This is a genomic window from Syntrophus buswellii (assembly GCF_046097065.1).
Classification (GTDB): domain Bacteria; phylum Desulfobacterota; class Syntrophia; order Syntrophales; family Syntrophaceae; genus Syntrophus; species Syntrophus buswellii.
Genome location: NZ_CP175563.1, coordinates 1,662,921 through 1,688,106, shown reverse-complemented (window position 1 = coordinate 1,688,106; position 25,186 = coordinate 1,662,921). Strand labels below are relative to the sequence as shown.

The following is a 25,186-nucleotide window of genomic DNA, read 5'->3' as shown; positions in this document are numbered from 1 at the left end:
AGCTTTGTGTGTTCACAAAAAGCCCGACGCACAAAAAGAGCGGTGCCTCTCTCTTGAGAACGTAAATAATCACGCAACGGCAATCTTGAAATGACCCTAAATTCGGGGATCAGGCAAAAATATCCAGGAAGTTTTCGCCTAACATTTTATTGGCCACTTCTTCTCCGCTTACGTTGTAGGTCCCATCTTCAATCTGTGATTTTATTGCCGCGACCTTATCCTCCCGAATGCTCTGAACGTCAGTCATTGCGCTGCTTATTTGCTGTATTTCTCTCGCCTTATTGGAAATATCCACTTTTTCTTGCGGAATGGCCGAGGATTTTTCTTCCGGCACCTCCCTGCCTTTCCCAAGTGTCTCATTCAACAGATACTGTTGAATATCTTTCGGTGATATTCCATTCGAATTGTTGATGTTCATCGTGCGTCTCCATCATTGGCTTTGTTTATTATTATTCATCGGTATAATCTACAAAGTCTTTAATGATTGTTCTCCCCAAATCTGAATTTACAAAAAAATCCGGCTCAGGAAACATAAGATTCTGCTCTATTTATTCTTGATATCCTGTTTTTTCAGTTGATGATACAGGATCGTCTGCAGGCCCATTCCGCTTCCCTTGTGGGATAATTCTTCGGCGATCTTCTGATCGAACATCATGTTGTAGGTATCTTTGCCGAAGGAGTGCGTGACAGGACTTCCCGCAGGTATTGTTTTTCTCATCGTCTGCAGCAAATTATAGACAAAAAGGGATTCGAAGTCAGCACATACTTTTTTAAGCTGATGGTCCTCTTTATTCTTCATCTGGTTTTCGGCATTCGTTGGAGAGGTGAATTTTCTATGCGGCATGCTGATGTTCATCCCGTTGTCATTCATCTGTGTAACCCCCGATCCATCGAAAAAAATTCGATGTGCAATGTCAGATGATTTTCAGCTCGGCCTGCAATGCCCCCGCCGCCTTGATCGTCTGCATGATGGTGATAAGGTCTCGGGGCGATACCCCGATCGCGTTGAGCGCCCTGACGACATCCTGAATCGTTACCCCCTTGGATACGACCATGACCTTGTTTTTCTCCTCCGCCACGCCGACATTGGTATCCTTGGTTACAACCGTGTGCCCCCCCGGGGCCAGGATCGTTCCGCTTTTACGATCCTTGACGGGAGAGTCTCCTTTCGTCGGAGGAGGCGAGAAAGGAAGGGGCTGAGAAACCAGCACATCCTCCTTGATCTGAATACTTAAATTGCCATGCGCCACGGCCACGGTTGCGATCCGGACATTCTCACCCATGACGATCGTTCCGGTTTTTTCGTTCATGACCACCACAGCCCTCGAATCTACTGGAACTTCAAGATTCTCCATTAATGAAATAAGCTGCATCATATTCATAGGGTCTGTTTCTCTCATCCTGACGTTTACAGAGAAGGCGTCTACCTGGCTCGCCTGGACATATTTTCCCAATTCCTTATTAACGACGTGGGTCAAATGACTGGAGGTTGAAAAATCGGGGTGCAAGAGATTAAGCGTCAATGAACGGAGCTGGCCTAAATCGTAGTTGAGCTCCCTTTCAACGAGGGCACCGTTGACGATCCTGCCTGCGCTGGCATGATTTTTCCCGGCATTGCTGTTTGCTCCGCCGAAGGCGTATCCGCCTAGAATTACCGGACCTTGCGCAACGGCATAGATGGCTCCATCCGCCCCTTTCAGTGGGGTCATCAGCAGAGTCCCGCCATGAAGGCTTGTTGCGTCCCCGATGGATGAAACAATGGCATCGATCTTTGAGCCGGTTTTTGCGAAGGCGGGCAGTGTTGCCGTAACCATCACAGCGGCCACATTGTCGGATTTCAGAGTCTTGCCCTTCATGAATATGCCCTGCCTGTGGAGCATGTTGGATAGAGACTCGCTGGTGAATCCGTTTTTGATATCGTCACCCGTTCCGGCCAGCCCGACAACAAGGCCATACCCGATGAGCTGGTTGTCTCTCACCCCGCTGATGGAGGCAATATCCTTCAATCGGGCGGAAAATCCCGGCCGGGTAAACATGCCGGTCAGGGCGATCACCATAAGGATTATGAGTGTCATTGCCTTTATACTTTTCATAACGTTCCTCAAGCAGGAAACATTCCTTAAAGACCCATTTTGAAGGAGAGCTTAAAATGGCCATACCCAATCGACAACTCTCGTCATCCAACCGGGCTTCATCTTGTCGTTGATGACTCCATGGCCGGTATAGACCATTCTGGCATCGGCGATATACTGTGAATAGATGCTGTTGTCCGATCTGATATCTTCGGGCCGGACGATCCCGGTGAGAATGATATACTGATCCTCGTTGTTTACGGATAGCTGACGCTTCCCTTCAATAACGAGATTGCCGTTGTCCAGCACTTTCGTAACACGCGCGCTTAAAGTGGCCACAAGCTGACCACCGCGGGAGGTATTCCCCTCCCCCTTCAGATTGGAAACCGCGCTTCCCCCGATTTCTATTTTTGACCCCATGCCGGCGTTGCGGCTCAAAATCGAATGATCCAGACCCAGAAAGGCGTCGATTCCGGCCGAGGCACTTGAATCTCTGCTGGTGTTTGTCGTGGCTTTATTGGTTCCGAGAGAGGATTCACTAATGAGAATCGTCACGATATCATTGACAAACCTGGCTTTTTTGTCGGAAAAGAGCATGTTGGCCGAACTTTCACCAGGCCAGATGGAGCCCCTTGCCGGCTCTTCTCTTGGGGGAGTCGGTGTCTGAAGAGGCGGCCCTGGCGGAAAATAATCCGGTTTGCTCATACAGCCCGGGAACAGCAAAACAATCACCCAAAATGTGCATAATATTGAAAGTCGACGATACATACCCGTTTCTCCCGTTCGTTACGCTCGATCATTTACAATATTTTTCTGAAATTCTTCTGCCTTTGTTTGATGATCCGTCATATGTCAACCTTCACGATGGAATCGCCGATGACCCTGCCATGAATGACCTTGTTCGAGGAAATGTTTCTGACTTTTACCGTGGTCCCGAAGATCCCCTCTTCCTCGGCAACGCCAAGCGTCGAGATATTCAGCGTATCATGAATGCAGACGATTTTGACGATCTTCCCTTTCTTAAACATGACGGGATCGCCGATCATACTCGACGTCAATGGCGTCTGGGCATTAACGGAGCGAAGCATTCTCCTTCCTATGACGGTCTGCGGATCGTCAATGAGGTCTTTAGGCAACCGGCTGAACCATTTTTCCGAAAGGGCAATGTCCTGTGCAGAGACAGTTTCCCCTTTTCTGAGAAGTTTTGCGCTAAGGGCGACTTCCATGAAGACCTCGATCCGAACTGGAACGAAGATCTGTTTGTAATCATGATCTTTATGCCGTACGTTTACGCGATAAAGCTTATGGCCGATATATTCGTCGTTTTTGTTTTCCTTGACCTCCAATTTGAAATTCCTGGAAGGAAGGACCATTTCCTTGAGATCGGATGGAAAAAACATCCTGACCGCCCCCTTTGGCCATGGCATATGTTTTTCGATATGGCATCTTACGGCAGCTTTAACGAGTGACTTCTCAAGAATTGTCGGATCAGAGGCATAAAGGGAGGCAGCGGCTAACAGGAGAAAAAAGCCGCAAAAAAGAAGCATCTGAAAGAGAGGGGGCCAAAGTATCTTTCTCTTCATTGCGTTATCTCTTGAGGTTGTTCGTTACTTCAAGCATGTTGTCCGCCGTCGTAATCGCTTTTGAGTTGATTTCGTAGGCCCTCTGCCCGACGATCATCTTGACCATCTCATCGACCACATTCACATTGGACATTTCAAGAAAACTCTGGGAAGTGGTTCCCATGCCATTCTCTCCCGGATTGCCTGTCACCGCTTCGCCGGAGGCTTCCGTCTGGGCGAAAAGGTTCCGCCCCATGCCCGTCAAGCCTGCAGGATTAATGAATTTTGCCAGTTCAAGCCTACCGGTGGCCAGGGCTTTTCCGTTTGCATCAGAGGCGGTCCAGGTTCCACCGCTGTCCAGGGTGAAGGTTACGGTGTCCGCCGGGACGCTGACCTCAGGAATCAATTTCAGCCCTTCGGTGGTGCAGACGACCCCGTCCTTGTTGATCTTGAAATTGCCGGCCCGTGTGTAAACCGTTTCCCCGTTGTTATCCAATTGGAAAAAACCGTCCCCTTCAATGGCCCAGTCGAAGGGATTGCCGGTGGATTGATAATCGCCCTGAGAAAACATTTTTTGCGTTGCAACGGGTTTGACGCCCATTCCCACTTCTATGCCAACGGTCATTTGATTTCCCGATGATGTTTCCGATCCTGCCTTTGATGAGAGCTGATACATGAGATCCTGGAAATCCGCTCTGGATTTCTTGAATCCGACGGTGTTGACATTGGCAAGATTGTTCGCCACTACATCCTGTTCGAGCTGCTGAGCCTGCATTCCAGTCGCTGCGGTCCAAAGCGATCTGATCATCGCGAATTCCTCCTTACGTTAAGTTTAGACGAGTTTCCCAATTCGGCCTGTTGAAAGTTTATCCTGATCGCTCATGGTGTGGATAAGCTTTTGGTAGGTTTCGAAGGTTCTCTGAAGGTCAATCATTTGAATCATTTCCTTGATCGCACTGACATTTGAACTTTCAAGCGATTCATTCACAACATGCGGGGCGAAATCCTTTTTGAGCAATCCGTTTCCATTGTCCTTAAAAGCGCCGCCTCCCACATGAACCAGGGCTTCCGGATTCTCGAAACTGACGATGCTCAGCATGTCCGCCTGGTTTCCATCCATCATGATGTTTCCCGATTCATCAACCCGGATGTCTTTGCCCTCGAGAATGATTTTTCCTGTTCTGCCCAGAACATAATCACCGGACTTTGTAACCAGTTCACTCCGTGAATTGATGGTGAAATCTCCCTTTCTTGTGTACACGATTCCCTGATCGGTTTGCAGGGTAAAAAAGCCGTCTCCTTGAAGGGCAAAATCCAGGGGATTATCCGTTTTCTGGAGGGTGCCCTGTGAATAATCCGTAAAGACGGATTCCGTATAGGGCGGCACCTGATCTCGAAGGTCTGGAGCTGGCGTATTCATGACATAGCTCAAATATTCGGCCTTGAACCCCGGGGTGGCGACATTGGCCACATTGTTGGAAGAGTGATCCAGTTTTGCCAGGGTTCGGACACATGCTTTTCCTACATCAGAAACATCATAAGAGGTCATAAGCCCCGCTCCGTAACTGTTTTCGATGGAGAATTGCAATATGTGAACCAGATAGAATTAACAGGGCGAATCCATGGGCGGTAACTCGCTAAGTAGCTTATAATAAATGGTTATTACGATGTGAATTCTGCACGATTTTGCGGTTCTGGAAGCGGATGGATCACCTGGATAGCAGATTTGGATCTGGAGGGGAAAGAGGTGAAAGATTTTCTCCCTTTTTTGGGGGATAGCCTGGAAATATTTTCCCCTTAGGATAACCCTTGGGAATGATCACGATAATCGGAGTTTACCGCATAGATGAACGAAAGAATTTCTGCTACGGCTCGATACAATTCTTCCGGGATTTGTTTATCAATGTCCAGCTTGCTGAGGATCTGAACAAGCTCGGGGTCATTTTTGATGGGAACGCCGTTTTTCATAGCCAATTCTATGATGTTATCGGCGATTATCCCCTGCCCCCTGGCCGTTACTCGTGGCGCCGCATCACGGGAACCGTCATATCTTATCGCTGCGGCAACCCTTCTTTTTTTTGTTTCTTCCATTGGATCAGGCAAAACAGTTAATGATTTTTTTTGAATAGATGACCCGATTGTTGATAAAATCGAGTTTCTCTTCAGCAAGACGGCTGCATCGGCAGACCGTAAAGTTAGCCTGACTGTATCCCGCAGAGGTCATCCGGTCGTTCAGAATCTCCAAAGACTTTTGTAGAAAACGATCCGAATCGACATGGCTGCATTTAAAGGTGCCCCATACCTTTTTCTGCCTGCAGTTGACATCCACCATCAGGTCGCCTAATGCGTCCATGGTCACGAACACGACAAAGCGAAACCGATCAGGAAGGTTCTTTGATTTTTGACCCTTCAGGTCTACGAACAGATCGGCCATGGTCAAATGCTCCGAAGATTTTACGGGAATCTGGAAGTAATAGCCCTGTTCCTCCTCCTGGCCAATGACATTGATCACCTGGTGGTTGTAAATTGCCTCCAGCGCATCGTCGGCATAGGTGACCAGATTTTCAAGGGCCTTCAGGAGGCCGGGATTCAACTCGGAACCCGTTGCGCCGGACAGAAGCGGGCGCATTCTTACAGAAAGGCGAGACAAAAGGTCTTTTAAGGTTTTTGCCGAAGAATTCCGGAGGTCATCCTCCTTTTCCGTGTAACCGGATGAGAATCTTCTCAGGGATTTCTCAACCAGGAAGCCCAGGTTGATGATAAACTGCTTGATAAAAAGGGGGTCGTTCAGGCTTTTCTCTGAATACACAAGAGAAGAAAGCATTCGTTGAAGAGAGTCCGCTTCTGCTTTTTCAAGCAAGGGGAGGAGGGATTGCAAATCGCCGTCGCATAACGCAAGGCCATTTCTTATCACGTTGAACAGGGAATCGGGGCTGGATCGGAACATTGCCAGGTTGCTTTTGGCAGGGTGGAAGGCCTCTTCGGAGGATTGAACCAGGCTCAGCAGAATCTGTGGCTGGAGTTCTTCCACTTTAAGAAGCATGCTGTCTCCCCGGTTAAAGGAATGGTTGGATTGGGCAGACAACATCCCCCTGCCGGTCTCGATGAGGATTTCGTGACTGCTTAATTTTCGTACGACCTGGGCCCGGAAGACGTCCCCCTTCGACAGGGAGAGTGTCTCCTCTGCTGCTTGCCTCGAATGAGTCAAGACCGGAGAGTCGGGACTGCCTGGGGGCAGCTTGTGAATTGGATACATGGACCTTATCGGCTTCTGGCACGGGAAAGACTGAGGATCAGCTCGATTTCACCTTCCGGAAGTCCCAGTTGCTGAGATATCTGCCCTTCATTCAAACCTTGTCCTGCCAGATCAAGAATTTTACGATAGGGCTCCTCAGAAGAACAATCTCCGTTCTCTTTATGGTCTGTTTTTTTTGCATTCCCTGTGATGGATAGATGGTCGAAACGCATGGCCTGTTTCAGAAGATCATCCAGCTTTTTTTCCCTTTCCTCCAACGATGAAGCGAGTTCTTTCATTTCACGCTTCCCCCGCTCCAGTTCCTGAAGAAACTGATCGGAAAACCGTTTTGACTCAGCAAGCATTTGCTTTAATTCACTGATGGAGTCTTCAGAGAGTCCCGTGGAACCCGGCTTGAAGTATTTACGGAACCTGAACAACAACACAAGGATCCCCGCGCATATCATGATGTCCGTTACGATCTGGAATCCGAACAAATACTGGATATTCATGTTAAATCCCGGCGTTAAATCTTGATATTAACGAACTTCCCCTTCCCTGCCGATTTCCCGTCTTCTTCGTTTTCCGCATTCTCATCCTGTTTTTGGGTCCTGGGGCTCTTCCGCTGGGGCATATTGTGTTTCGTTGACTCTTCTCTATCCCGGATCAGGGCCCTTTCTGTTTTTGAAGAGTCCTGGACCTTCTCTCTGGCCAGCTTCTGCTCTTCCTTAAGCTGCGTCTCGATGTAGTTTTGCTGGATGCTGGATTGCTGTTTTTGGACATGATGGATCTTTTCAATGGCCTCCACTTGCGATACGATTTGCTGGATATCAATGGGTCTTACCATGGAAAGGCTCCCGTGGTCCAAGAGGCGCTCAAAGCCAGAAACGGCCCTGGAGATTCATTGGAATCAGGAAAAGGCAGTCCCCTGTTCAGTAAGCTATTTTTTTGTCACAGGGAATTCAATCGTTATCCTGTTCCTGTCCTCCATGCCTTCAAAAAGGCAGTTTATTCCATATTCATCGAAGATGGTTTTAATGTATGCAAAATTTCCATCCGAACGTCGGGGCATTGAGCTCGGAGCGGAATCGGCATCGTCCGCAGGATTGTCGATCCCTGCACCGGTATCCTCAATCGACACTGAAATCACGGGATGGGTATGGACCATTTCAATGGACAATTCCTTTCTGTCTCCCCTTTTCATCCTGCCCATGGCATCCCGGAACAGGGCGGAAAAACAATAGGAATAGTCCGACAAAACCCCATATACGAATGGCAGATCGCCTGCAGGCTTAACGGTTTTTTTTACTTCATGTTTGAAATCCAGATAAAAATCCAGAAAGCGAATCTCGTTTCTTATAAGATCTTCCAGGTTAATCTGATCAAGTCTTCTGTCCGCAACGGCATAGAACTTTGATGCCAGATCCTGGAACATATAAAAAAAACGGTCGGATTCCTTACAGATGGAAGCGATGTCGCTTAACAGTCTCGTCTGCTCGGCCCCAAGCGGATCCATCCATTCCGGATCGTGCGGATTTGTTTTCTTGAGATAGTCATTGAGCCTTCTTTCCAGCAGCCTCGATCGCCCCATGATTCCATTGAGAGGGTTTGCAAAATTATGCAGAATGCCCGGCATCAGGTCATTGATGAAGGTAGACTCAAATTCTCTTTCCAGCGCTTGGCGGGCAACTTCCAGCTTCGTTTTTTCGTTGCTCAAAATCGATTCCCCCACGGTCATAGTTCTTGTTCAGTTTGACAAAAAATCCAGCTTGCTGCTTGCGTCTTACAAAATAACAAATTTAGTAAAATAAATCCCGGATAAGAACCTGTTGCCGAATCGCTGATTCATTTCCTGGACTATGTGATCCTTCAATCTGTTTTTGTCTCTCATCGCCGCCGGATCTTTTGTTTGCTTCTCAAGAACTATTTTATAAACAAATTTTCTCAAATCGACAACCTGCTGCCGAGATAAAAACCTGTCGTCAGAGCCCGCATCGAGCACCAGAGAGCAGACCAACAGTCTGTCCTTTCCGCTGTGGTCTTTGAAGCTGATGATCATGTCCTGCAGCGCCGCGGATCGCTCGCGATCCTGTTGAGTCGAAAGGGCCTGCCTTCCGATGGCATGGCCATCCGGCTTTTTTGTAGGCCATGCGAAAATAAACAACGCCGCCGTCAGGGATGCAGAAACTAGGATCAGGCAAAGGCCGATCAGGATCTTCTTCGATGTTGGCCACTTCCCTCCGGGGCTCCCCTCCGGCGGATCCCCGGAGGGGGATTCGCCGGTGGAATCCAGATCGTTTGCCCTCTCAAAGAGGCTTACATCAAGAACGTCGATTTGAACTTTCTGTTTCATGTGACTGCATCAGGATAAACGTTCATGGCATCCCCTGTCCCTGTTCCATGGCGTTGTACAGAGGATCCGGGACTGACCGGGCCATGCCTTCACCCGCTTATTTTTTTGACCGCCGCCTTAAGCCGGATTATGGCCTGAGAATGAAGCTGGCAGACCCTCGATTCCGTTAATTCAAGGACGCTGCCGATCTCCTTCATCGTCAGCTCTTCGTAATAATACAAAGTCAAGACGACGCGTTCTTTATTCGGAAGCTTTTCGATGGCTTCCTTAAGTTGGATTTTAAATTCCCGATCTGTGATTAAATCAAGAACGCTGCCTTGATCGACTGCTCTCATGACATCGGAACGGGAATACTTCTCCAGATAATCCCCCGGCAAATCCTCGCTGCTGATCAGGGAAAGACAACGTGATTCATCCAGATATTTAAAGTATTCCTCAAGAGATAGCCCCATATGATCCGATATTTCCTGATCTTCCGGATGGCGTCCCAACTTCTTCTGCAATTCTGAGATTGCCCTTGCTATTTCATGATCCCTGCTACGCACATTCCTGGGGACCCAGTCTCTTGCCCGCAATTCGTCCAGAACGGCGCCTCGAATTCTAATGCCGGCATAGGTCTCAAATCGGACATTTCTCTCGTCATCAAAATGTTCTATGGCGGACATGAGTCCCATGATCCCCACATTGAACAGATCTTCCTTGTCCCCGGCATCAATGGGCAGCCTCGATACGATTCTCCCCACCACCGCTTTGGCGAAGGGAAGATATTTCAGTATCAAGGCGTCACGTTCTTTTTGCTCTACGTTCATTTCCTAAACTTTTATCTCCGAAAAAACTGATGTTTCCGTTTTCGTCGTATTCAGGATTTTCGCTACAGATCTTTTCAGCCACCTTTTTTATGCAGAGGCTCGCCGCGGAGCGGGGATAAAGTTCCACAAAGGCCCTCTGCATCCTTACAGCCTCCTGGAGTCGTTTATCGTAAAGAATGTATCCCAGATATTCGATGGTGACATTCAGGAAATGCTCCGTTGCATGGCTCAACCGCAGATAGACACTCCGGGCTTCCGCGGCACTGCTGACCATGTTGATCACTATTCGGAACCGCTTTTTCGCATACCTCTGCTGGAGAACTTTTATCAAGGCATAGGCATCCGTCAGAGAGGTAGGTTCAGGAGTGGCGACAACGATGATCTCCCGCGCCGCCATGTTGAAGTACATGACGTTGTTTGCAATCCCGGCCGCTGTGTCAATCAGCATGAAATCGTGTTTTTCTTCAATGGAATCGAGGTCTTCCAGCAGTGTTAACTTCTGGCCACGCGACAGATCCGTCATTTCCTGTATGCCGGAAGAGGCCGGCAATATCTTAACGCCGCAGGGGCCGGAGACGAGGACTTCAGACAAGGAACGCTCTCCAGACAGGACGTGGTAGAGGTTATATTTGGGGGTAAGCCCCAGGACAACGTCAATATTGGCCAATCCGGCATCTGCATCAAGAACAAGGGTTTTTTTGTTCATTCCAGCCAGGGTGCATGCAAGATTCGCCGTGATGTTCGTTTTGCCCACCCCGCCTTTGCCGCTTGTGATGGCAATGGTCCTGACGCGCTCGGAAATTATTCTCCTGAAGAACATTTTCGTAGATGCGATTTCCGAAGGCGTTGCGGCTTCTGCCGCACTCTTCTCTCGCATCAACTCTCTAAGAGATTCAGCCTGATCCACTAGATACCTCTCACAACCTTTGACGTTTCAATTTTTTCAGAATAGTTACCCTTCGGGGTTCTGTTCAATCTTTATTTCCCGTCCGCGAGTTAGAAATCGTTAATGCAAATCGCTGCCCACGATCAATCGTGCAATTTTCCGGGGATCTGCTTCTTCAATATCCTCAGGGACATTCTGCCCATTTGTGATGTAGGAAACCGGCCTGGCGATTCGATCAAGAATGTCCCAAAGAAATCCGATGCGCATGCACTCATCTGCCCTGGTCAAAATAATCCGGCTGTAATCAAACATTCTGTAACGCGATGCGACGTCCAGCATGCACTCCTTGCTGGATGTCAGGCTTATGAGAAGGTTTGGCTCGAAGGGGGTTTCCGAGCCCAGTGTTTCACGGAGCTTTTTCAAATTGACCATGTCGTTCCTGCTGGTTCCCGGCGTATCGACAAAGATCACGTCTTTGTCGGCAAGCCGGCTGAGAGAATTTTTGAACTCCCTGCTTCCTGATGCGATCTCGAGAGGAATGCCGATGATTCTGGCGTAAGTTTTCAACTGATCGACCGCCGCGATCCGATAGGTATCGGTCGTGATCAGCCCGACAGACTTCTTTTCGCTGAGGGCGTGATAAGCGGACAGCTTGGCCAGGGTCGTCGTTTTTCCAACGCCAGTAGGTCCAATGAGAACCTTGACTCGCTGGCCGTTGTCGGAATTATCTGCAGCCGGAAGCGAATTTTGAATAAAGTTTTCGACGGCCGCCAAGCAGGCCTCTTCATTGACCATGGTTCCACTTGAGGATTCCTCTTTGATCCGCTCAACGGCTCTCCAGGCTTTATCTTTGGAAATACCCTTTGAAATCAAAGTGTAATAAACTGCGTCCGTTCCATTTTGGCCTGTCTTGCTCCTCTTTAATCCGAGCACATCAAAAAATGTGTTTATGGAGTCTTTGACCTCTTCAATTTCAGCTCGTAAGTCTCGAGTATTTTTCAACTCCCGGATAAGCCCTTTTAGCTCCTCAACGTTCTTTTCAAGGTCAAGGGAAGGGCGGAAAGACGGACTTCCTGAAACCATATGTATGTCTTTTGGGGCTTCAGCGGAACGAGAATCGGCAGCCGCCTCGGTAACGTCCAGTTCTCTTGCCGCCAGAACTTCCATCATGGGTCCGCAGGCCGATTTTATCTTTTTTGTCGACAGGATAATGGCATCTGGGCCGAGGTCCTTTTTGATCCTGGCAATGGCTTCCTGAACGCTGGGGACCTCATAACGTTTAATCTGCATCTTACAGCTCCACCATGCCTAAGGATTTGATGGATGTTTCGCGCATCACTTCGTTATGCGCGATAACAACGATATTCGGGAAGAATTTGTCCATGATGTTCCTGAGATGGATTCTTATCGAAGGCGAGCAGAGAATAATCGGCTGAAGCCCTTTTGTCGTGAAGGGGCTGATCAGCTTCTGCACGTTGTTCACAAGCTTCCGGATCATGACCGGATCTGGATTGATGTAAGATTCATGTTCCGTGTGCTGAACGGCCTGGCTGATCGTATCTTCAATATCCGGAGAAAGCATCAAGACCGTCAGCCCGCCATTCTGATCCAGATACTGCCTGGTGATGGTCCTGGCTAAAGCCTGGCGGACATAGCCGGTCAGGAGGTCCACATTCTTGGTCATCGGCACATAATCTGCCAATGTTTCAACAATGGTATAAAGATCCCGAATGGAAACCCGCTCCTTGAGCAGCCGTTGAATCACTTTCTGGAGGATTCCGTAGGGGACGGTTTTCGGTACGAGATCATCGATGACCTTGGGGTATGACTTGCTCAGATTTTCGACAAGGGCCTGCACTTCTTTCCTTCCCATCAATTCGTCGGCGTGCGTCTTGATGATTTCCATTAGGTGTGTGGTGATTACCGTCGGAGAATCGACGACGACGTAGCCCCTTGAGGTGACGCTTTCCTTTTCCCGGTCGGATATCCACACCGCAGGAAGGCCGAACGCCGGCTCTTTCGTTTCAATTCCCTTGATCTTGACGTTTTGATCATCCGTCTTGATGGCCATGAAATGGCCCAGCATCAGTTCACCACGTGCAATTTCGACGCCCTTGAGAATGAAGGAATAATGGTTGGCGTTCAATTGCAGATTGTCTCTTATGTGGATCGATGGCACGATGAACCCCAACTCAAGGGCCAGCTGTTTTCGCATCGTCTTGATTCTTCCCAGCAGTTCTCCTCCCTGGTTCGTGTCTACCAGGGGAATCAGGCCGTAGCCCACTTCAAGCGCCAGGAGATCCAGGGGAGTCAGCAGGTCTTCCGGCTCCTCCTCCGCGGGAACGGCGGGCAGCAGGTCATCATCGCTTTCCTGGGATGTCTCCGCAGACCGGTAAAACGTATAGGCCAGGTAACCAATCAGCGCCGATACCAGCAAAAAGGAAATCTTAGGCATGCCGGGAATGAGCGCGAACACCAGGATGATGCTTGCCGCCGTTGCGATGGCTTTCGGCTGCACCTTCAGTTGATGACGCAATTCCTCACCGAGGTCTGAAGAGGCCGCTGATCTCGTCACCAGCATACCGGCCGCGGTGGAAACGATGAGCGCCGGGATCTGAGTCACCAGGCCGTCTCCCACCGTCAGCAGGGTATAATTTCTGGCGGCGTCCATGGCAGGCATCCCCTTTTGCATCACACCGACGATGAGTCCGCCGATGACATTGATGAGCGTTATGACAATTCCCGCTACGGCATCTCCCCGGACGAATTTGCTGGCGCCATCCATGGCTCCGTAAAAGTTGGTTTCTTTTTCGAGGTCGCTTCTCCTGCTCCGGGCTTCGGCGTCTGAAATCAATCCGGCATTGAGGTCGGCGTCAATGCTCATCTGTTTGCCCGGCATGGCGTCAAGGGTGAATCGGGCGGCAACTTCGGCGATCCTTGTGGATCCTTTCGTGATGACGATGAAATTGATCAGCACAAGTACCGCGAATACGATGAAGCCGACCACGTAATTTCCCCCAACCACGAAGGTTCCAAAGGCGTGGATCACCTGTCCGGCCGCTGTCGTTCCTTCATTGCCGTGCAGAAGAATCATGCGGGTCGAGGCGACATTGAGGGAAAGTCTCAACAGGGTGACAATGAGAAGAACGGAAGGAAAAATCGAGAAATCCAACGGTTTCAGGACATACATCGCCATGAGAAGGATGATGATCGAAATGGTGATGCTCAAAGACAGCAGAATATCCAGAAGAAACGTCGGCAATGGGATCATCATGACCATGAGAATCCCGATGACGCCCAGGGCCATCATTGCGCTGCTGCTCCCAGCCATTTCCGAGAGGATTCCTTTGCCGCCGGATAGAGTCATGAATTTCAATCCTGATGAGTCATTGCTGTTTCAACGAATAGACATAGGCCAGAATTTCAGCTACGGCCCTGTATAAGCTGTCGGGAATCGTTCCATTGAGCTCTACCGTTTTATACAATACCTGTGCCACCGGCTTGTTCTCAAAGGTCGGTATTCCATGTTCCATAGCTATATCTTTAATCTTTTCAGCGACATATCCTGCTCCCTTGGCGACGACTGCCGGCGCAGCCATCGAGCTCTGATCATATTTCAGGGCAATGGCAAGATGGGTGGGATTGGTAATGATTACATCGGCTTTGGGCACATTCGCCATCATGCGCTTTTTCGCCATTTCCCGTTGAAGCCTTCTAATCCTGGCCTTGATGATCGGATCCCCTTCCGTCGATTTGTTTTCTTCCTTGATCTCCTGGCGCGTCATTTTCAGGTTCCTTTCAAACTCCCACCGCTGATACAGATAATCCATCAGGGCAAGGACGATCAAAACCCAGCAGGTTGTCAGAAGTATCTTGAAGGACGTTTTGCCGATGTAAACGACAATGGCCCAAACGCTCTGGTGGGCCAGCGGGAGGATTTCCGTCAGTTCATTCCTGACGGTCAGATAGGCTATGAATCCAACGATGGCCATTTTCAGGACACTCTTGACAAATTCAACAAGGGATTGCATGGAAAAGAGTCTTGCAAACCCTTTAAGAGGGTCTATTTTCGACCATTTCGGCTGAATTGCTTTTGTTGAAATCTTCAAGCCGACCTGCATGACATTGGCCAAAAAGGCGGCGATGCAGACCGTCAGCAGAAACGGCGCCATTAAAGAAATCGATTTGAAAAAGGCCGAAAAAAAAATGGGCTGAATGTTTTCGACGGTGACAATGCGGGAATCCATATGAGAAAAGGAGTTTTTCATCAGATCCATCAACGAAGAGACGAAGTGTCCGGAGCCGAAATAGAAATAGATCAGGCATGACCCCAGTATGGCCACCGAGGCCAGATCACGGCTTCTGGCGACCTGACCTTCCTTGCGGGCGTCTTCTCTGCGCTTTGGGGTAGCTTCTTCGGTTCGTTCCTGGTCTTTATCCTGTTCAGCCATAAGATTCCCACATCGATGAACATCACATCATTCTGAGAAGCACATGGATCTGTTTCTCCAGATTCAAGAAAAGGCCTGAGGTAAAACTGACAAACATGGGGGCGGTCAAACCGAGAAAAATAAACCCCAATGCGATCTGAAGCGGAAATCCGATGATGAAAATGTTGAATTGAGGTACCGTCCTGGCCACGATGCCCAGGGCAATGTTTGTAAAGATGAGGACGGCGACCACCGGGGCGCTGACCTTTACGGCAATGAGAAATACGTCCTTCGAGTAGAGGCAGAGAGTTTGAGTGAGTTGCCCCGAAAGATGAAACTGCAAAGGGGCTATCCGTTCGAAACTTTCCGCCATGGCTGAAAAGAATACGTGATGGGCATTCAGGGTCAGGAAGATCACGATGGCGATTATGTACTGAAACTGGGATATCAAGGGTATCTGGGTGCTTGTTACGGGATCGATGACATTGGCCATGGAAAACCCCATTTCAAAACCGATCAGTTCCCCGGCAAACTGAATTCCTGCGAAGAGGAAGCGGGCGACAAAGCCAATCACGCAGCCAATAAGAATTTCGCCGACCATGGCGGCCGCCATTGGAAAGAGACCTGCAGAAGTGGCACCGAGGCTGATTTTCACGAAGGGAAACAATAAAAGCGTGATGAGGAGAGACAGTCCTCCCTTGACCAGGACAGGGACAGCCCTGTCCCCTCCAAAGACGGGCATCACGGCTATCATGGCACTGACTCTCAGAAAGATGAAAATGAGAGTGTCGATCTGTTCCTGTGTTATGACAGGCAGGTTCATAGGATAATCCCGGCATCTTCGAAGGCTTTTTTTACGGCCCGCATCCTATCGGACGTAATTCGGAATATTGGAATAGAGGTTAGAGGTAAAATTGAGGAGGACATTGATCATCCAGGGCAGTGAGGCCACCAGTGCAACAAGAACGGCTACGATCTTGGGGACAAAGGACAGGGTCATCTCCTGTACCTGTGTGACGGCCTGAAACAAGCTGATCGCCACACCGACCACAAGAGCGACGATTAAAACCGGTCCGGAAACAAACAAAATCACCTTGATGGCTTCCGCCATGATTCCAACAACAAGTGCCGTGCTCATATTCTCCTCACTCCAAAACCCTTCTCAATGGAAGCTCTGCACCAGAGATCCGATAATCAAATACCAGCCGTCCACCAGGACGAACAAGAGCAGCTTGAAAGGCAGGCTCATCATGATCGGGGGAAGCATCATCATCCCCATGGACAGCAGAACGCTTGCAACAACCATATCGATAATTATAAAGGGCAGAAAAAGAAGAAATCCGATCTGAAAGGCCGTTTTCAATTCACTGATGACGAATGCCGGAACCAGAACGGAGAGAGACAGGTCGTCCGGCCGCTCCGGCCTTTTCGCCTTGGATATCTTGACAAAAAGCGCGATGTCCTTTTCCCGGGTCTGCTTGAGCATGAAGGCTTTGATGGGAACGATGGCCTTTTCAACGGCTTGATCCCCCGATATCTCCTCATCGTAGTAAGGCTTGATGGCTTGTGTGGAAATGTTCTGCCAGACGGGGGACATGACGAAAAAGGTCAGAAAAAGGGACAATCCGATGATGATCTGATTGGACGGCATCTGCTGACTGCCGATGGCCTGTCTCAGCAGGGACAGAACAACGACAATCCGGGTAAAGGAGGTCAGCATCAACAGGATGGCAGGCGCCAGGGACAGAACCGTCAGAAGAAACAGCAGCTGAATGACTGTCGCCACCTTGTCCGGCTGGTCGGCTTTTCCTCCGATGCTTAAACTGATGTTCGGCAGAGAAAGAGGCTCGCCCCAGGATAGGTTCGTCAATCCCAGGACAAAAAGAAGCGCCAGAGGAAAGGCCTGCACGAGCAGCGTCTTCCAATCGGCGGAGGTTCTGTAATATTTCATTTTCGGATATCATCCATGGCGGAAGCAATGATTTTCTTATACCGGGCAAACTGACGCGTGCCGGGAAATGAGGGGGGCTCCTCGTGAATCTTCAGGTTCCGGAGCGTGTCCAGAGCCTCCCTGTCGGATATTTTCGTCAACATGGTTATTTGTGAATTTGAAATCCCCACCGCAATAATTTCCCCGGCAATGTCTACCACGAGGATACTGCTCTTGGGGCCCATATAGCGGCTGGCAAGAATCCGGATCAGGGATCCCCGATCCATGGCCGGAGTGGTCGCATGCAGAATTTTCCTGGTTAGATACATGGCCCCGATCATCAGCCCCAGAACCAGCGCCAGGGAAAAAATCATTTTTATCAGAGAAGGAAAAAAAGAAACGGTTTCCACAGTCCCATCCTGACCATTGTGATAACATTCCTGTCCTGTTAGGACATCATCTCAGCTTTTTCACCCGTTCCGCCTGGGAAACAATATCGGTCAGCCTGATTCCGAATTTTTCGTTCACCACGACAACCTCGCCGCGGGCGATCAAACGCTGATTGACATAAACATCCATCGGTTCTCCCGCCAGCTTGGCAAGCTCGATGATGGAACCCTGCCCCAGTTGAAGCAGTTCGCTGATCAGCATCTGGCAGCGTCCCAGTTCGACGCTCAGAGTCAGCGGTATGTCGAGAATGAAATCGAGGTTGAGCTGGGCATCAACGGAAGGAGCCGATGGCATTTCGTCAAAATTTACCGGACTGACCTCAACCTTTTTCGGTGGCGCCTGTGATTGCATCAGCTCTTCCTGGACGTCGTCCCAGCCCAGATTTTCATCTTCGACCGGATCCAGGTTCGAATCGGATTTATCGTTTAAATCAATTCCTTTGAGCAGTTCATCAATCTCATTCTGTTCCATGGTCAATCCCCAATTTATCCTGAAGTATCGCTGTTATTTTGACTGCCTGATTTCCTTTAAAGTTTCCCGGATGGCCCTTGAACTTCAAGACGCCTTCCACAAAAACTTTAACGGGATCCGTGGAATACTGATCCAGGGTTATCACATCGCCCACCTTGAGATTCACGACGTCCTTGGCGGATATGCGCGTGTTTCCAAGTTCAATCAAGAGATCCAGACCCGCGAACATCAGGTTGCTGCGAAAACGGTTCATCCACACTTTATCCACTTCCATCTGTTCGCTTTGAAATCCAGCCTGCAATTTTTCTCTAATGGGCTCCACGGTTGAATAGGGGATGCAGAGCTTCAGGATGCCCGTGATGTACTCAACCTCGATTTCAAAATCGATGACAAAGACCAGGTCGGTAGGGGGGACGATCTGTGCAAATTGCGGATTGATTTCGGAGCGCTGATAGACAACCTGAACGTCGTGAAGAGGCTTCCAGGCTTTTTCGAGATCACACAGGGCGCTGAGGATGACCTTCTTGATCAGATTTGTTTCTATGGCCGTGAATTCACGCCCTTCAACCTTGAAGAGTTCCTTCCCCGCCCCGCCAAAGAGGACATCCACGAGGGTAAAAATGACTTTCGACTCCATGACAAAAATGGCATTTCCCCTCAGCGGCTCCATCCGGAATATGTGCAGGCTGGTCGGAACGGGAAGCGTCTTCAGAAACTCCCCGAATTTAATCATATCGACCGACATGGAATTCACCGTCACAACTTTTCGCAGCATGGAAGACAGAGTGGCCCGGAACATGCGGGCGAATTTCTCGTTCGTCATTTCCAGGGTGGGCATCCTGCCCCGGATAATCCGGTCCTGGCTGGCAAGGTCATAGCGGACGACGCCGGAAGGATCTATGTCCTCTTCAATTTCCGTCTCGATCTGGCCGCCTGAAATTCCGCGCAACAGCGCGTCAACTTCTTCCTGTGTTAAAACCTGTGACATGACGTTCTCTTACTGAATGACAAATTCCGTGAAGTAAACCCGTTTTACCTTGCCTGTCGAGAGAAGGGAATTCAGCTTGGTGGCGATGTCGTCACGCAGCCGCTGCTTACCGTTGATGTCCATCAGTTCTCCCGAAGACTTGGCTGTAAGGATATCGAGGATGGAGTCTCTGAGTTTCGGCTTGAGTTCGTCAAGGGCCTTGGGGTCATTCTGGCCGGCCACTTCAAACTGCATCGCCACCTTTAAATATCTTTCACTCGAGTTATCCGCCAGGTTCACGATGAATGGATCCATTGCCCACAACATTCCCGCTGTGGCCTTTTCGCTTTTTTGATGTTCCTTTCCCGATCCGGCGTGCTTGAAATAAAAGAAGCCCCCGGCAATGCACCCGCCGATAACGATGACTCCGGCAACGCCTATTATCAGCCATTTCATGAATGGCCCCTTTTTTTTCTTGGTCACTTCTGTGACATCCTGCTGAGACTGTTCCTCCTTTGCCATCCGATACCCCCTTCTTCCAGGTAAAGCTGGAGCGTTCCTCCAAATACACGCTTTCGAGATGTATCAGACCGAAAGCGAGTCTTGATCCTGCCCATCTTTTCTCAGGACTTAGCAATTTGCGCACCAGTGAAGAAATTCACATTTCTTTTCATCGAATTTCCCCATGGAATGTCCTTGCACAAACAAAAACGGGGATGGTTTTTCTCCATCCCCTCGAATAATGATCGGTTTCTGTAAAGATTGTCTTTTGTGCAGGTTCCGGGATACCGTCGAATGCCCCGTCTTGAGCACTGCAATCCAGGGCGTGGGTGTCAAGTTATCGGCACATCTTTCCCGGCTTCAGGGAAAGGAAACGCCTGGAACAGTCCCTGTGCGGCCATCTGTCAAACGAACACACTGATCGAATTGGAGCGGACGGCTCCTTTCTGATTTCCCCCTTCTGCATCCGGCGTGAGATTTAACTGGATCGGCTCCTCACGATCCGTCTGACCGTGATCGTATTCGTTTCTTGTATGGCGCCATGGACCGCCGTCTCCCGAAAAATACTCCATGTTTGAATCCGTATTTCCCTGGAGAAGAACGCTGTATCCATCCATCTTGTATCCCTGCTGGGACAACGCCGTCTTCAGAAGATCCGTCCCTGCCTGAAGCGACTGTTGAACTTCAGGAGAATCCGCCACAAAAAGGACGTTTACTTTGTTGTTCCTGATCCGGATGTCCAGGTCAAGGGAACCGAGATGCGGAGGATTGAGGGTCATTTTCACCCGTCCGCCCTTGATGAAAATCTGTGAATTCTCTTCGATAATCGTATTGATGAGCGTTTGAGGAGAAAGGCCTCGTGGTTCTCCCGGCATCCGAGTCCATGTAGTCGAATCACCGTGAGGGTTTCGAACGATATCGATGGGCCCATGGCTTGAACCTTCCAAGGGGGAAATCCTGTCCTGGCGAACCATGGCTTCCATGGCATTCCCGGAATCGCCCGTCGGTGTGGAGGATTTTTCCGCAAGCTGTTCAAGTGACGCTTCCGTGTATCCTGATTTGGAACCGAACGCATTGTGATCCAGGTTTTTTCCCTGGTGTCCGGTTGGTGCCACTCCCTCCCGTTCCGACGTATGACCATAGCCTGCATGACCGTTTGAATCTTGAGACGATGGTGTCGAAACCTTATCTGATGTTGATGGCTTCCATGGTCCGTTCAAGGGCGTTTCCGCCCCCGCTTTGCCCAGGGGCTCCTCGATCCCTCCTTGAACAGGAATCTTCGCCGCCCCGGAAGGGGAATCCACGGTGAGATCCGGGGCATCTCCAGGATGTTGTGCAGCATGCTCCGGTGCATATCCTTCAGATGCCGTTCCGCTGGAAGGGGTGATTCCGCCTCGTGGAACGATGGAAGGGCTTCGGCTTGAAGGAAAGGGATGAACTTCTCCGTCCCGGTCGACACTCAAAAAAGAGGCTGGCGGAGTATTTTGAAATCCGCCACCCGATGCGGATAGGCGGGGTGCAGATGACGCCATATACGGGAGTTCCGAACTCTCCGGGACATCCGTATCGATACCGGCCGTGATGACAGGGATAAGACTGTCGTCTGGATCTACGGCGGGATATTCTTCCGCATTCATCACCGCAGCGTATGAGCGCTCTCCTTCAGAAGAGCCCGCTTCGATCTGAATCGAATCCGCAGATGCTGCGTCATTCCCAGGCTTTCCAGGGTCAAGATCCCTTTCCTCCTTTGAAGAAGAATCGAATATCCCTTTTCGATCCTGAGAAACGACCTCTTCTCCTTTCTTTACCTCTTCAAGGGTTTTATTAAAAGAAAGCCCCGGCAAGTCGGAACATTGGTTGTCATCTGAAGGCTTCCTCCTCATTGTGTCCCGGATGTCCGAAGAAGGCGATGACCTGTTTTCCTGACGAACGCCGTCCGTCAGCGTCTTCTTTCCGCCAGACAGTAGAATTCTGGACGCTATTGCATGCATGATGTTTACCTCATGTCTCCGTTTTATCATCGTGTTAGCAGAGACCATGCCATATAAATAAACCAGATATTACAATAAGATACCAACTTATCTCCCTGCAATGGGGCAGAATTGGGGAAATTTGTTCCCAATCCTCCCGTCCCGTTATTCATGAGCTGGAAGTTTCTTCCCTTCAACCGGAGATCCGTGTGTTCCGTTGCTCAAGAAAGGATGGTTTTCTCATAATTCTTGACATCTCTTGATGAATTTATTAGCGTCACCCTGCCATGTGGTGTTGTACCAGGGAGGAACACAAGTATGATTGGGGTTTTAATTGTAACACACGGGAATGTCGGCGGTGAGTTAATCAAGGCGGCGGAGATTATCAAAGGCCCCTTGAAATCCCTTCTTCACGTATCTGTCGACACGTTCAACAGCGTTGAATCCCTGAAGAAAGAAATCAGCTCATCCATCAAAAAGATCGATGCGGGTCAAGGCGTGTTGATTCTCACAGATCTTTTCGGCGGAACGCCATCCAACCTGTCTCTTTCATTTTTGAAAAAGGACAGGGTGGAAGTGGTGACGGGAGTGAATCTCCCGATGCTACTGAAGGTATCCGACATTCGCCAGGATATGAGTCTTCGAGATTTTGCCGCCCATGTGACGGAATACGGCAGAAAGAACATCTACCTGGCCAGCGAGGTATTAGACAAGAAAATTGCCGAATAAGACCATGCAGAACGATTATGACATAGTCCTTGTGCGAGTGGATGACCGCCTTATTCATGGACAAATCCTTGAAGCATGGCTCCCCTTTTTAAAGGCCTCATGCATCATTGTGGCCGATGACGGGGTAGCCGCTGATTTTTTTCGCGAAACGGTGATGAGAATGGCGGTTCCCAATGAAACGGAAGTCCTTTTCCGATCCATAAATGACTTGTCGGGAAATTATCGCTGCAAACCCGAAAACGGCAAACGGACGCTCGTTCTTTTTTCATGCATTTCCGACGCGGTACGTGCTTATGAATCCGGCTTCCGTTTTTCACAGCTCAATATAGGCAACGTCTATAACGAGAACGGAGAAAGGATCTGTTCCCCTTCCGTTCTCTTGGGTTCTCAGGATATGGATTTCCTGAAGGATCTTGTCAGAGACAATGTCACCATCCAAGTACAGCGCGTTCCAAGGGAGAGATCCTTCGATTTCAAAAATTTCTTAACGGCGCAGAGGCCTTAAAGATTTCAAGGAATGGACTGGCTTCCCGATGGTTCTCCAATGCCTTATGATTTCACTGCTTGGGGGAGTGATCTGCCTTGACAGAATCGTGATTCAAAGCATGATCGCCAGGCCTGTCGTGGCGGCTCCACTTATGGGCTTTTTTTTAGGCGATCCTTACACCGGCCTGATGATCGGCGCTGTCATCGAGTTGTTCTGGATAGATCGATTGCCCATCGGCACCCTGATTCCTCCCAACGATTCTCTGGCGGCGATTCTGGTGACGGCGTCCTGCATCATTTCCAGCGGGCTTGTCGGCCATTCGTCACGGCAGATCATGGCCTTTTCCCTCCTGATCTATCTCCCCTGCGGTTATATCGGCCAGAAGATGGACGTCTTTTTCGTTTCCCTGAATGACCGCCTGGCCAGGGCAGCTCTTCGAAGCGCCGAAAAAGCCGATCTTCATGGGGTCCAGGCCCTGCACCTTCTGTCTCTTCTCATCTATCTGTGCCTGTCCGTTTGCTTCCTTTTCTTCTTTCTGTGGCCGGGAATCGCCGCAACCGCTTTTCTCTTTCCTCTATTTTCCCCGTCCGTATTAGAAGCCCTGAATATCATCTTTTTTTTCTTTCCCCTCCTGGGGATTGCCGTCGCGTTGAACACGATCCACCTGAGGGGCATGGTTCCCGTCTTCTGCTGCATTTTTCTTCTGGCCAGCATGATCTTGGAGATCGGGCATGTTCTCTGATTTCCGCAGGGGCGATCACGGCATTCTCCGCGCGATGGATCAGGAAGATCTGGACGAGGTCATGGCCGTCGAAAAGGCCAGCTTTCAAGCCCCTTGGACAAGGGCCATGTTTCTCCAGGAGCTTTCAACATCCATCTCGAGATGCGTTACCCTCCGGGAGCCGGAGGGGGAAGGCAGGAGGCTTGCGGGCTATATGATTTACTGGATGTTCGCACAGGAGGCGCACCTCCAGAAGATTGCCGTAAGACCTGAATGCCGGCGCCGACATGCGGCAGACTGCTTGATGAAGGCGCTGCTGCAAACAGCGCGTGAAGAGCGGTGCCGGACCGTTATCCTGGAAGTGCGCCGGTCGAATACGGCGGCACGGAAGCTCTATGAGAAGTTCGGACTTACCGTAAAGGGCATCCGGAGTTCCTACTATCCCGAGGAAGGAGAGGACGCCCTGATCATGGGAGCGGATCTGAAGGAATGTTGACGGTGCGAAGAAATTTTGCAGGAGATCGTATTCCAATTTCGCCGCAAAAATGCTATGCAACGCCAGGCTGAAGAGGCGCTGGCGGGATGAAGCCCGGATATCTCCGGATATCTGAGGAGGGGCCTGACTGAAAACCGGCTTTTTTTCAGCGCCTGGACATGAAGTTCACCATCAGGGAGGATGACGGCCGCCATCATGCACCCCGTTCCATTGTTTATAAAGGGCAGGATTCTCGATAACCTGGAAGCTGTCCGCGGACATTTTCTTCTTCGGCTGAAGCTTCCGCCGGCCTTTCATCACCCCGTGCCGGGTCAGTTCGTCATGATCCGGGTCACGGAATCGCAGACGCCTCTGCTTGCGCGACCGATGAGCATTTACGCCTTTGAAAAAGGAGCGGAGCACTCGGTCCTGGAAATTTTCTACCGGGTGGCCGGTGCTGGTACAAGGATTCTCTCAGGTCTCAAACCAGGCGACGAGCTCTCTCTTCTCGGCCCGCTGGGAAATGGTTTTTCAGGAAACCAGGAGGCCAGACGCGCTATCCTCATTGCGGGCGGGATCGGCATTTCTCCTCTGACGTTTCTTGCCGCCTCCCTGAGCCCTATCCGGGAGCCTTTCCCCGTCGAGATGACGGCCTATGTCGGGGCGCAGCGCAAAGAGGCCCTGGCTGGACTGGATCGACTTTCGGCGGTATGCCCGGACATAAGGATCTGTACCGATGATGGCAGTATGGGATATGGCGGGAGAGTCACCGAGCTTTTCGAACGGGAGCTTGACGCTTTCGACCCGCAGGGCTGCGCTGTCTATGCCTGTGGACCCCGCGCCATGATGAAGCGCCTCGCGGAGCTGCTGGAGAAGCATCCCCTTCCCTGTCAGGTATCCGTCGAGGAAAGGATGGCCTGCGGCCTTGGCGCCTGCCTGGGCTGTGCCGTAGCCGTGCGAACGCCGGGGGGAGACGTGGCGTTCATGCGGGCATGCAAGGATGGACCCGTTTTCGATATCCGCCGGATCGACTGGTGATCCAACCGGAACGGGATGAAGCGGAAGACACTTTGGGCCGAAGGTACCGGGAGTGTTCCATCACGGAGCGTCATGACCACTTGTCTTCAGGAAGGATTGC

Annotated in this window: 31 protein-coding genes; 5 read left to right on the top strand and 26 right to left on the bottom strand. The window is 50.2% G+C overall.

The window, feature by feature from the left end:
• Nucleotides 1-109 precede the first annotated feature (109 nt).
• From flgM to ACJ77P_RS07465, 26 genes are all read right to left on the bottom strand, one after another.
• Complete coding sequence (flgM, locus tag ACJ77P_RS07590; protein ID WP_408997907.1) at nt 110-418, bottom strand: flagellar biosynthesis anti-sigma factor FlgM; 309 nt, start codon at nt 416-418, stop codon at nt 110-112.
• Nucleotides 419-544: 126 nt separating this feature from the next.
• Nucleotides 545-871 (bottom strand): rod-binding protein, encoded by a 327-nt coding sequence (locus ACJ77P_RS07585; RefSeq protein WP_408997906.1) that lies wholly within the window; start codon nt 869-871, stop codon nt 545-547.
• Between the two features lie 43 nt (nt 872-914).
• Nucleotides 915-2,075: a flagellar basal body P-ring protein FlgI gene (locus ACJ77P_RS07580; protein WP_367359190.1), complete on the bottom strand. Its 1,161-nt coding sequence runs from the start codon at nt 2,073-2,075 to the stop codon at nt 915-917.
• 69 nt (nt 2,076-2,144) lie between these two features.
• Nucleotides 2,145-2,777: a flagellar basal body L-ring protein FlgH gene (locus ACJ77P_RS07575; protein ID WP_408997905.1), complete on the bottom strand. Its 633-nt coding sequence runs from the start codon at nt 2,775-2,777 to the stop codon at nt 2,145-2,147.
• Nucleotides 2,778-2,917: 140 nt separating this feature from the next.
• Nucleotides 2,918-3,298, bottom strand: coding sequence for a flagellar basal body P-ring formation chaperone FlgA (flgA, locus tag ACJ77P_RS07570; protein ID WP_408999409.1), 381 nt, complete (start codon nt 3,296-3,298; stop codon nt 2,918-2,920).
• 361 nt (nt 3,299-3,659) lie between these two features.
• Nucleotides 3,660-4,442 carry a flagellar basal-body rod protein FlgG gene (gene flgG / locus ACJ77P_RS07565; RefSeq protein WP_367359193.1) on the bottom strand — a complete coding sequence of 261 codons (783 nt, stop codon included), beginning with the start codon at nt 4,440-4,442 and terminating at the stop codon, nt 3,660-3,662.
• 24 nt (nt 4,443-4,466) lie between these two features.
• Entirely contained in the window at nt 4,467-5,183 is a 717-nt protein-coding gene (locus ACJ77P_RS07560) for a flagellar hook-basal body protein (RefSeq protein WP_408997904.1), read from the bottom strand.
• Nucleotides 5,184-5,431: 248 nt separating this feature from the next.
• A complete protein-coding gene (locus ACJ77P_RS07555; protein WP_408997903.1) occupies nt 5,432-5,725 on the bottom strand; it encodes an EscU/YscU/HrcU family type III secretion system export apparatus switch protein in 294 nt (97 codons plus the stop codon).
• Between the two features lie 4 nt (nt 5,726-5,729).
• Nucleotides 5,730-6,677, bottom strand: coding sequence for a hypothetical protein (locus ACJ77P_RS07550; protein WP_408997902.1), 948 nt, complete (start codon nt 6,675-6,677; stop codon nt 5,730-5,732).
• 218 nt (nt 6,678-6,895) lie between these two features.
• Nucleotides 6,896-7,234, bottom strand: coding sequence for a DUF6115 domain-containing protein (locus ACJ77P_RS07545; RefSeq protein ID WP_408999408.1), 339 nt, complete (start codon nt 7,232-7,234; stop codon nt 6,896-6,898).
• Nucleotides 7,235-7,395: 161 nt separating this feature from the next.
• Entirely contained in the window at nt 7,396-7,716 is a 321-nt protein-coding gene (locus ACJ77P_RS07540; protein WP_408997901.1) for a hypothetical protein, read from the bottom strand.
• Between the two features lie 93 nt (nt 7,717-7,809).
• Nucleotides 7,810-8,586, bottom strand: coding sequence for a hypothetical protein (locus ACJ77P_RS07535; protein WP_408997900.1), 777 nt, complete (start codon nt 8,584-8,586; stop codon nt 7,810-7,812).
• A 66-nt stretch (nt 8,587-8,652) separates the two neighbouring features.
• Nucleotides 8,653-9,222, bottom strand: a complete 570-nt coding sequence (gene fliL / locus ACJ77P_RS07530) for a flagellar basal body-associated protein FliL (RefSeq protein ID WP_367359200.1) — start codon at nt 9,220-9,222, stop codon at nt 8,653-8,655.
• An 89-nt stretch (nt 9,223-9,311) separates the two neighbouring features.
• Nucleotides 9,312-10,031: a sigma-70 family RNA polymerase sigma factor gene (locus tag ACJ77P_RS07525; protein ID WP_367359201.1), complete on the bottom strand. Its 720-nt coding sequence runs from the start codon at nt 10,029-10,031 to the stop codon at nt 9,312-9,314.
• Nucleotides 10,006-10,938 carry a MinD/ParA family protein gene (locus ACJ77P_RS07520; protein WP_367359202.1) on the bottom strand — a complete coding sequence of 311 codons (933 nt, stop codon included), beginning with the start codon at nt 10,936-10,938 and terminating at the stop codon, nt 10,006-10,008. The genes ACJ77P_RS07525 and ACJ77P_RS07520 overlap by 26 nt, the downstream gene beginning before the upstream one ends.
• Before the next feature lie 99 nt (nt 10,939-11,037).
• A complete protein-coding gene (gene flhF, locus ACJ77P_RS07515; RefSeq protein ID WP_408997899.1) occupies nt 11,038-12,207 on the bottom strand; it encodes a flagellar biosynthesis protein FlhF in 1,170 nt (389 codons plus the stop codon).
• A 1-nt stretch (nt 12,208) separates the two neighbouring features.
• On the bottom strand, nt 12,209-14,284 hold the full coding sequence (flhA, locus tag ACJ77P_RS07510) for a flagellar biosynthesis protein FlhA (protein ID WP_367359204.1): 2,076 nt from the start codon (nt 14,282-14,284) through the stop codon (nt 12,209-12,211).
• A gap of 19 nt (nt 14,285-14,303) precedes the next feature.
• Nucleotides 14,304-15,368, bottom strand: a complete 1,065-nt coding sequence (gene flhB / locus ACJ77P_RS07505) for a flagellar biosynthesis protein FlhB (protein ID WP_367359205.1) — start codon at nt 15,366-15,368, stop codon at nt 14,304-14,306.
• A 22-nt stretch (nt 15,369-15,390) separates the two neighbouring features.
• Entirely contained in the window at nt 15,391-16,170 is a 780-nt protein-coding gene (gene fliR, locus ACJ77P_RS07500) for a flagellar biosynthetic protein FliR (protein WP_367359206.1), read from the bottom strand.
• Nucleotides 16,171-16,215: 45 nt separating this feature from the next.
• A complete protein-coding gene (gene fliQ, locus ACJ77P_RS07495; protein ID WP_367359207.1) occupies nt 16,216-16,485 on the bottom strand; it encodes a flagellar biosynthesis protein FliQ in 270 nt (89 codons plus the stop codon).
• 24 nt (nt 16,486-16,509) lie between these two features.
• Nucleotides 16,510-17,298: a flagellar type III secretion system pore protein FliP gene (fliP, locus tag ACJ77P_RS07490; RefSeq protein ID WP_408997898.1), complete on the bottom strand. Its 789-nt coding sequence runs from the start codon at nt 17,296-17,298 to the stop codon at nt 16,510-16,512.
• Entirely contained in the window at nt 17,295-17,687 is a 393-nt protein-coding gene (gene fliO, locus ACJ77P_RS07485) for a flagellar biosynthetic protein FliO (protein WP_408997897.1), read from the bottom strand. Before fliO ends, fliP begins: the two co-directional genes overlap by 4 nt.
• Nucleotides 17,688-17,733: 46 nt before the next feature.
• A complete protein-coding gene (gene fliN, locus ACJ77P_RS07480; RefSeq protein WP_408997896.1) occupies nt 17,734-18,204 on the bottom strand; it encodes a flagellar motor switch protein FliN in 471 nt (156 codons plus the stop codon).
• The gene (gene fliM, locus ACJ77P_RS07475) at nt 18,185-19,186 is read right to left on the bottom strand and encodes a flagellar motor switch protein FliM (protein WP_367359211.1); all 1,002 of its coding nucleotides are present in this window, start codon (nt 19,184-19,186) and stop codon (nt 18,185-18,187) included. The genes fliN and fliM overlap by 20 nt, the downstream gene beginning before the upstream one ends.
• A gap of 9 nt (nt 19,187-19,195) precedes the next feature.
• Nucleotides 19,196-19,687 carry a flagellar basal body-associated protein FliL gene (gene fliL / locus ACJ77P_RS07470; RefSeq protein ID WP_367359212.1) on the bottom strand — a complete coding sequence of 164 codons (492 nt, stop codon included), beginning with the start codon at nt 19,685-19,687 and terminating at the stop codon, nt 19,196-19,198.
• 383 nt (nt 19,688-20,070) lie between these two features.
• Nucleotides 20,071-20,781 (bottom strand): flagellar hook-length control protein FliK, encoded by a 711-nt coding sequence (locus tag ACJ77P_RS07465; RefSeq protein WP_408997895.1) that lies wholly within the window; start codon nt 20,779-20,781, stop codon nt 20,071-20,073.
• Nucleotides 20,782-21,954: 1,173 nt separating this feature from the next.
• On the opposite strand from ACJ77P_RS07465, the gene ACJ77P_RS07460 reads away from it, so the two are divergent.
• The 5 genes from ACJ77P_RS07460 (at nt 21,955) to ACJ77P_RS07440 (ending at nt 25,086) form a co-directional block, all read left to right on the top strand.
• Nucleotides 21,955-22,365 (top strand): PTS sugar transporter subunit IIA, encoded by a 411-nt coding sequence (locus ACJ77P_RS07460; protein ID WP_367359214.1) that lies wholly within the window; start codon nt 21,955-21,957, stop codon nt 22,363-22,365.
• Nucleotides 22,366-22,369: 4 nt separating this feature from the next.
• Nucleotides 22,370-22,870 (top strand): PTS sugar transporter subunit IIB, encoded by a 501-nt coding sequence (locus ACJ77P_RS07455; protein WP_367359215.1) that lies wholly within the window; start codon nt 22,370-22,372, stop codon nt 22,868-22,870.
• A 46-nt stretch (nt 22,871-22,916) separates the two neighbouring features.
• The gene (locus ACJ77P_RS07450; protein ID WP_367359216.1) at nt 22,917-23,594 is read left to right on the top strand and encodes a PTS sugar transporter subunit IIC; all 678 of its coding nucleotides are present in this window, start codon (nt 22,917-22,919) and stop codon (nt 23,592-23,594) included.
• Complete coding sequence (gene rimI, locus ACJ77P_RS07445; protein WP_408997894.1) at nt 23,584-24,069, top strand: ribosomal protein S18-alanine N-acetyltransferase; 486 nt, start codon at nt 23,584-23,586, stop codon at nt 24,067-24,069. Before ACJ77P_RS07450 ends, rimI begins: the two co-directional genes overlap by 11 nt.
• Nucleotides 24,070-24,264: 195 nt before the next feature.
• On the top strand, nt 24,265-25,086 hold the full coding sequence (locus ACJ77P_RS07440) for a dihydroorotate dehydrogenase electron transfer subunit (RefSeq protein ID WP_408997893.1): 822 nt from the start codon (nt 24,265-24,267) through the stop codon (nt 25,084-25,086).
• Nucleotides 25,087-25,186: the final 100 nt, after the last annotated feature.